This window comes from Spirillospora sp. NPDC049652, from assembly GCF_040675125.1.
Classification (GTDB): Bacteria; Actinomycetota; Actinomycetes; order Streptosporangiales; family Streptosporangiaceae; genus Spirillospora.
Genome location: NZ_JBFAOF010000303.1, coordinates 1 through 7,499 on the forward strand (window position 1 = coordinate 1; position 7,499 = coordinate 7,499).

The window sequence follows — 7,499 nt, forward strand, 5'->3', positions numbered from 1 at the left end:
GTGGCGCACGCCTCGGGCCGCACCCAGTCGGTGTTCGACAACGGGCTGCCGCTCGCGGCCACCGACTGGATCAGCGACGGCACGCTGGCCGCGCTGGCCCAGACCCGCCGGTCGGCGGAGGCCACCGGGCTGCCGGTCACCCCGCCGGTGGACAACCTGCTCATGTCCGGCCCGGACGGCGCGGACGCCACGCTGGAGGACATGGTCGCCCGCACCGGGCGCGGCCTGCTGCTGACCTGCCTGTGGTACATCCGCGAGGTGGATCCGCAGTCGCTGCTGCTCACCGGCCTCACCCGCGACGGGGTCTACCTGGTCGAGGACGGCGAGGTCGTGGGCGCGGTGAACAACTTCCGGTTCAACGAGAGCCCGGTGGACCTGCTCGGCCGGCTCGCCGAAGTAGGCGGGTCCGTCCCGACGCTCGCCCGCGAGTGGTCGGACTACTTCCAGCGGACGGCGATGCCGCCCGTGCGGGTGCCGGACTTCAACATGTCCACGGTCTCCCAGGCGTCCTGACGCGGTTCCGGTCCGGCGCCCGGCCGGCGGGCGGCCCCCTGCTCCGGGGCCGCCCGCCGGCGCGTTCAGGGGCCTCTCAGGGCGTTGAGGTCGCCCTTTCGTGCCCGTTGGGGCTTTCTTCAGGATTCATTCAGAATCAGCGGGGTGTTTTGCCTGACCTGGTGTCGCTGTTCGGCGATAGGGGGACTAACGTTAAATCGTGAAGGTCAAGCACCAGCGTGGGCCGCAGGTCGTCTACACGGTCACCAACGCTCCCCGTCCGCTGTCGGAGGACATCAGCCGCCGCCAGAAGCGGTACCTGCTGTCCATGAGCATCCGCACGGTCTGCTTCCTCGGCGCGGTCTTCAGCGGGGTGGCGGGCGCTCCCCTGTGGGTCGTGGGCCTGTTCGTGGTCGGTGCGGTCTTCCTGCCCTACATCAGCGTGGTGGTCGCCAACGGCGGGCGCGAGCCGGTGTCCCGGGCGCGGTTCGACGGCCCTGGCGACCATGACCGCAATGAGGTTTCCGGACATCGACCAGAAATCGGGTCGTGACATTCTCTTGACTCGGGCCGGGGGGTTTCGGTGTACGATTTGTACCGGCGCTCTGGTCCCCCGTCGGGGCGCCCGTGCCGGTGTTCCGGGCCCCCGTCGGAACACCGATGATGCGACGCCGGGTGGATTGCCCCCGTATCCACCCGGCGTCGCTTTTACTTTCTCCAGGCCCTTCGCGGATGATCCCATGCCGTCCTGCAGGGACGGCCTTTGGCCCGCTTTGGGGCGTCCTGCCGGCGAAGTGAGGCCTCACCAGGCGCGGAGCCGCGGCTAGCGGTCCGCCGGCCGGGAGGCAAGGCCCAACGTCGGCCGCATCAGGCCAGCGACCGAAACCCCTTCCCGCTGAACTTCCGCCGCGTCTGACTCGTCCTGCTCGTCCCGCTCCGTCCGCCGCGCCTCTGCCGGGCCTCTGCCGGGCCTCTGCCGGGCCTCTGCCGGGCCTCTGCCGCGCCTCAGGGGCTGACGGCGAGGAACAGGAAGCTGGCGAAGACCGCCAGGTGCAGGCCCGCCTGGAGCAGGGTCGCGCGGCCGGGGACCACCGTCAGCATGGACACCACGACCGCGATCGCCAGCAGCACCATGTGCACCGGCTCCAGGCCGAGCTTGAGCGGCCCGGACAGCCAGATCGACGCGACCGCGATCACCGGGATGGTGAGCCCGATGCTCGCCAGCGCCGAGCCGAACGCGAGGTTCAGGCTGATCTGGAGCCGGTCCCGGGCGGCGGCCCGGACCGCCGCGATCGTCTCCGGCAGCAGCACCAGCAGCGCGATCACCACGCCGACCACGGCCTGCGGCAGGTCCGCCGACGCCACCACCGACTCGATCGTCGGGGACTCGACCTTCGCCAGCCCGACCACCCCGACCAGGGCCATCAGCAGCAGCCCGAGGCTGGTCAGGGTGGCCCGGCCGGAGGGCCGCGCGGCGTGCCGGTCCTCCTCGATGAGCTCGCCGCTGCCGCGGTCCACCGGCAGGAAGTAGTCGCGGTGCCGGATGGTCTGGGTGAGCACGAACAGCCCGTACAGCACCACCGAGGCCACCGCCGCGAAGGTCAGCTGGGCCGGGGTGAACTCGTTGCTGGCGCGGCCCCTGGTGAAGGTCGGCAGCACCAGGCTGAGGGTCGCCAGGGTCGCGACGCTGGCGAGCGCGCCGCCCGCGCCCTCGGCGTGGAACACGACGGTGTGCCGGCGGACGACCCCGACCAGCAGCGAGATCCCGACGATCCCGGTCGTGGTGATCATCACGGCGGCGAACACGGTGTCCCGGGCGAGGGTGGCGGCCTTGCCGCCGGAGCCGGAGACCATCATGCTGACGATCAGCGCGACCTCGATCACGGTCACCGCGACGGCGAGCACCAGGGAGCCGAACGGCTCCCCGACCCGGTGGGCGACCACCTCCGCGTGGTGGACGGCGGCCAGCACCGCCCCGCACATCAGCAGGCCGACGAGCGCCGCCACCGGGTACGACAGCGCCCGCCCCCAGGTGGCGGCCAGCGCCAGCAGCCCCAGCCACGGCATCACCCCGGTCCAGGTGATCCTTCGCCCAGCGACAGCGATCATGTACGGATAGTGCCCGCTCACTCCCGGCGTCCACCAAGGTCCGCGCTGGTGGACAGGGGTTTTACGGCTTTCGTCCAGTAAATTTTCCGGTTCGCCGGGAGGACCCGGCCCTCCTCCGGACCCGCGTGCGCGGGCCGGTCCCGCCCGTAACTAGAATCCTGTTCGAAGATGCGCCCCGGACGTCCCCCGAGGGACCGCCGGGAGCGGACAGACCGCCGAGAGAGGGGCCGCGCCGTGCGCCGTACGCTGTTCAACGAGGACCACGAGGCGTTCCGGGAGACCATCCGGGCGTTCATCGACGCCGAGGTCGCGCCGCGCTACGAGGAGTGGGAGAACGCCGGCCACCCGCCGCGCGACTTCTACCGGCAGCTCGGCGAGCTGGGCGTGTTCGGCATCCAGGTCCCCGAGGAGTACGGCGGCGCGGGCGAGACCAGCTTCAAGTACCAGGCGGTCATCGCCGAGGAGTGCGCGCGCGCCGGGGTGAGCTTCGGCGGCTACAGCGTCCACGTGAACCTCTGCCTGCCCTACCTGCTGAAGTACGCTAACGAGGAGCAGAAGAAGCGCTGGCTGCCCGCGTTCGTCGCCGGCGACGCGATGTTCGCGATCGCGATGACCGAGCCCGGCACCGGCTCGGACCTCGCGGGCATCGCGACCACCGCCCGGCGGGACGGCGACCACTACGTCCTCAACGGCGCCAAGACCTTCATCACCGGCGGCGTCCTCGCCGACCGGATGCTGGTCGTCGCGCGCACCTCCCCCGCGACCCCGGAGAACCGCCGCGCGGGCCTGTCCATCCTCGTCGTGGACACCAAGAGCGAGGGCTACTCGGTCGGCCGCAAGCTGGAGAAGATCGGCCTGCGCTCGTCCGACACCGCCGAGCTGTCCTTCGCCGACGTCCGCGTGCCGGTGGAGGACCTGCTCGGCGAGGAGGGGCGGGGCTTCGAGTACCTCACCCACAACCTGGCCGAGGAGCGCCTGGGCATCGCGCTCAGCTCCTACGCCTCGGCGGCCGCCGCCGTGAACTTCGCCAAGGACTACGTCCAGCAGCGCCAGGTGTTCGGCAAGACCGTGTCGTCCTTCCAGAACACCAAGTTCGTGCTGGCCGAGTGCCAGACCGAGGTGGAGGCGGCCCGCTCGCTGGTCGACCGCTGCATCGAGGCCCTGGACGCCGGGGAGCTCACCCCCGCCGACGCCGCCGTCGCCAAGCTGTTCTGCACCGAGGCGCAGGCCCGCGTGGTGGACAAGTGCCTGCAGCTGCACGGCGGCTACGGCTACATCCTGGAGTACCCCATCGCCCGCCTGTACGCCGACGCGCGCGTCGCGCGCATCTACGGCGGCACCAGCGAGGTCCTGAAGACGATCATCGCCAAGGACATGAAGGTCTGACCCGCCGAGCCGGGAGAAAACGAACCGGGCGCGTCCGGCAAGGGACGCGCCCGGTTCCTGAAGGCAGGTGGTGAGGAGAGCGAGGGGACTAGGAGCAAAGGTGAGAAGGAAGCCCCCTCATGGCCTCACCGCGATCACGCTAACACTCAGACCGGGATGAGGTCACGCAGGTTTTCCGGCGTGATCACCCGCGTCCCCTCCGGCAGGCCCTCGGGGCGTTCCAGGCCCAGGTAGGTGACCGGGCGCCCGTCCGCGGCGGCGGGCGAGGAGGCGTCCCAGCGGACGACCTCGGCGCCCCGTGCCGCCATCAGCTCGACCAGGTGCCCGACCGTGAGGTACTCGCGGTCCACGAAGGCGCGCAGCAGGGCCGTGACGCTGACGTGGCTGCTCTCGACCTGGTTGTAGGCGGGGCTGCCCGTCAGGTAGAGGTGCAGCCAGCGGGCCGTCCAGGTGCCGTCCTCGTTCCGCTGGAAGACCAGCGGCAGCGCGACCCGGCCGGGACCGCGCAGATCGGACTTCATGCGGACGGTGTGCGGCTCGTACGGACGGCCCTCCTGCTCGGGGTCGCGGGTCATGTAGCCGAAGAACGACTCCTCGACCTGGTCGAACCCCTCACCGCCGTAGATGTGCACCTGCGGCAGCACGTAGGTGCGCTCGAACCGTCCGAGCCGGATGTCGATGAACTCGCTCGCGCCCTCCGGGGCGTTGGTGATGTCGCCGGAGTGCGCGCCCGCCCCGTCCCTGAGGTTGGTGAACGAGATCCAGGCCGGGGAGCCGAAGCCGCTGGACAGCATGAGCGCGGAGAGGTCGTAGTCGGTCATCGCCCCGCGCTGCCGCCAGTACATGAAGAACCGCAGCACCTCGCCCTCGACGCGCGAGCGCGAGCCGCGCGGCAGGACGGCGAAGCCCCCGGCCGCGGCCCGGCCGCTGAGCGGGAGCGCCACGTCCAGCATGTCCGGGTCGACGAGCAGCCGGCCCTCGGCGGGCAGGCGGCGCGCGACCTCGGCGTCGAGGAGGGCGGTGAGGCGCTCGCGCACCGGCTCGGGGAGGGGACCGCGGGTCTCCAGGGCCGCCCAGGCGCGGCCGCGGCGGTTCACGAACACGCGCTGCGGGCGGTTCCGCTTGGCCTTGCTCTTCCGCTTCGCCTTCCGGCCGTCCGGGGCGTCCTCGACGTCCGGGGCGGCGGGCTTCGCTCGGTTGGCCAGGTGCTCGCGGACGGACAGCAGCACGCGTCCGGACACGTCCTTCGCAGTGCGCTCGGCGGCGGTGAGGACGGCCTCCTGCTCGCCGGGGAGCAGCGGCATGCGCAGGAGCCGGTCCAGGGCGCGGAACAGGCGTCCGGGCATGGTCGCCAGCAGCTCTACCGCACCGAGGACGTCGCCCGCCGCGAGCAGCGCCTCGATCCGGGCGTCCGGGGTCGGCGCGGGCTTGTCCCCGCGCGCGACGGCGAACACGTCGGCGGCGTGCGGCCAGCGCGGGTACTCGTGCGGGTGCAGCCGTTCGCCGAGGCGCTTCCAGCGCTCGGCGTGGACGCCGGTGTCGGCGAGCTTGGCCGGATTCCGCGCGACGACCCGGTCGAGGCCGCCGAGCAGCGCGCGGCGGGTCCGGCGCGGGAAGGCGGGGAAGCGGGTCGGCTCCTGGAGGGTGACGTCGCCGCCCGCGAGCGCGCAGGCGAGGCGCAGCACGTCGGTGACGGTGTCGAGCAGCGGCTCGCCGCCCGCCTCGAGGCGCGCGCGGTTGATGACGGCGCGGATCTCCCGCACCGGGATCTGCTCCGGCTGCGGTCCGTGCACGCAGTGCACGGCGAGGACGGCGAGGTCGCGGGCGTCGTCCTCGTTCAGCGGGGTGGCGCTCCCGCCGAGCGCGAGGTACAGGCCGGTGGCCTCGCTCTCCAGGTCCCCGCCGAGGTGCAGGACGGTCACCCGGTCGCGGGCGGACGCCGCCAGCTCGTCGTGCCGGGCGAGCATCTGCTCGTAGGTGTGCTGGTAGCTCCCGTAGGTGGAGAGCGTGAGCAGGTCGAGCGTGCCCTCGCTGAGCGCGGTCTCGGCCTTGGTCCGGTCGGCGGGCTCGGAGAACGTCGCGCGGACGCAGTCCATCCAGAACTCGAAGGTGTCCGGGACGTTGCGCGGGAAGTCGATGAAGTAGGTGTTGTGCCGGACGTGGTCGCCGACCATCTCCCGGACGGTCGCGAGCGTCCGCACGGCGAGGCTCACCACGGTCTGGCCGTCCAGCCGGGACAGCGCGGCGAGCAGGTCGCCGGACAGCTTGAACCCGACGGCCATCAGCGCGGCGTCGAACCGCCGCGCCATGCCCGCGCCGTCCCCGGCCGGGCTGTTCCCGGCCGGCCCGGGCGGAAGCGGGACGCGCCGGGTGTGGCGGACGACGAGGGCCTCCAGGTCGGTCTTCATCCGGACATGGTGGCAAACCGGGCCCGGCTAGACCATCGGGTTTTCCAGCTGCCCGCGCAGCACCCGCGGGGCCTCGGCGAGGGACGGCCCGTACCAGGTGAGGTGGCGGCCCCCGACCAGCGCGCACGGCACGCCGGGGAACGCCTCGGGGCCGTCCTCGGCGGTGAAGGCGTACGGCTCGTCCGGCAGGACGACCAGGTCCGGCCGCGCGGCGTTCAGCTCCCCCACGGGGATCTTCGGGTAGCGGTCGGGATGGTCCGCGTAGAGGTTCTCCACGCCGAGGCGGCGCAGGACGTCGCCGGTGAAGGTGTCGCGGCCGACGACCATCCACGGCCGCCGCCACACCGGGATGACCGCGCGCAGCGGCGGCGACGCGGGCTCGACGGACGCCCAGGCCCGTTCGGCCTCCTCCAGCCAGGCCGGGACGTCCAGCCCGCAGCCGTCGGTGAGCATCGCGCGGAGCTGGGTGAACGCGTCGTCCACGGTGCGGATGTCGGTCACCCAGACGCGCAGCCCGGCCGCGCGGAGCAGGTCGAGGTCGGGCGCGCGGTTCTCCTCGGCGTTGGCGAGCACGAGGTCCGGCCGGAGCGCCCGGACGGCCTCCAGGTCGGGGTTCTTGGTGCCGCGCACCCGCGTGACGTCGAGTCCGGCGGGATGGCTGCACCAGTCGGTGGCCCCGACCAGGGCCTCCGGCGCCGTCGCCGCGACCGACTCGGTCAGCGACGGCACCAGCGACACGATCCGCCTCGCGGCCGCCATGCCCGCCATGCCCGCCGGGCCCTCAGACGTTGCGGCGGTACTGGCCGCCGACCTCGAAGAAGGCGTCGGTGATCTGCTGGAGGCTGCACACGCGCGCCGCGTCCATCAGCACCGCGAAGACGTTCTCGCCGGACCGGGCGGCGTCCTTCAGCGCGGCGAGCGCCGCCTCGGAGCCGTCGCGGTGCTCGTTCTGGAAGGCGCGGACGCGGTCCAGCTGCGAGCGCTTCTCGTCCTCGGTCGCGCGGGCCAGCTCCAGCGACTTGCCGCCCTCCTGCTCCCCGTCCGGGCTGCGGAAGGTGTTGACGCCGACGATCGGCAGCGACCCGTCGTGCTTGCGCTGCTCGT

7 protein-coding genes are annotated in these 7,499 nt (G+C 72.5%); 3 read left to right on the forward strand and 4 right to left on the reverse strand.

Features of this window, described 5'->3' with window-relative positions; translation table 11 throughout:
- Window positions 1-513, forward strand: a 513-nt coding sequence (locus tag AB0J52_RS20045; protein ID WP_500183107.1) for a metallopeptidase TldD-related protein, incomplete at its 5' end; no start/stop codon positions are given.
- Window positions 514-712: 199 nt separating this feature from the next.
- Entirely contained in the window at window positions 713-1,045 is a 333-nt protein-coding gene (locus tag AB0J52_RS20050; protein WP_500183108.1) for a DUF3099 domain-containing protein, read from the forward strand.
- Window positions 1,046-1,497: 452 nt separating this feature from the next.
- Here the strand turns inward: AB0J52_RS20050 and AB0J52_RS20055 are convergent, their stop codons facing one another.
- A complete protein-coding gene (locus AB0J52_RS20055; RefSeq protein WP_500183109.1) occupies window positions 1,498-2,601 on the reverse strand; it encodes a calcium:cation antiporter in 1,104 nt (367 codons plus the stop codon).
- Between the two features lie 234 nt (window positions 2,602-2,835).
- Between AB0J52_RS20055 and AB0J52_RS20060 the strand changes: the two genes are divergently transcribed.
- Complete coding sequence (locus tag AB0J52_RS20060; protein WP_500183110.1) at window positions 2,836-3,987, forward strand: acyl-CoA dehydrogenase family protein; 1,152 nt, start codon at window positions 2,836-2,838, stop codon at window positions 3,985-3,987.
- Window positions 3,988-4,133: 146 nt separating this feature from the next.
- Here the strand turns inward: AB0J52_RS20060 and AB0J52_RS20065 are convergent, their stop codons facing one another.
- The 3 genes from AB0J52_RS20065 to AB0J52_RS20075 all read right to left on the reverse strand — a co-directional run.
- Window positions 4,134-6,395, reverse strand: a complete 2,262-nt coding sequence (locus AB0J52_RS20065; RefSeq protein WP_500183111.1) for a TerD family protein — start codon at window positions 6,393-6,395, stop codon at window positions 4,134-4,136.
- Window positions 6,396-6,422: 27 nt separating this feature from the next.
- The gene (locus AB0J52_RS20070; RefSeq protein WP_500183112.1) at window positions 6,423-7,154 is read right to left on the reverse strand and encodes a helical backbone metal receptor; all 732 of its coding nucleotides are present in this window, start codon (window positions 7,152-7,154) and stop codon (window positions 6,423-6,425) included.
- A gap of 22 nt (window positions 7,155-7,176) precedes the next feature.
- The coding region (locus tag AB0J52_RS20075) for a methylmalonyl-CoA mutase family protein (protein WP_500183113.1) at window positions 7,177-7,499 on the reverse strand (323 nt) is incomplete at its 5' end.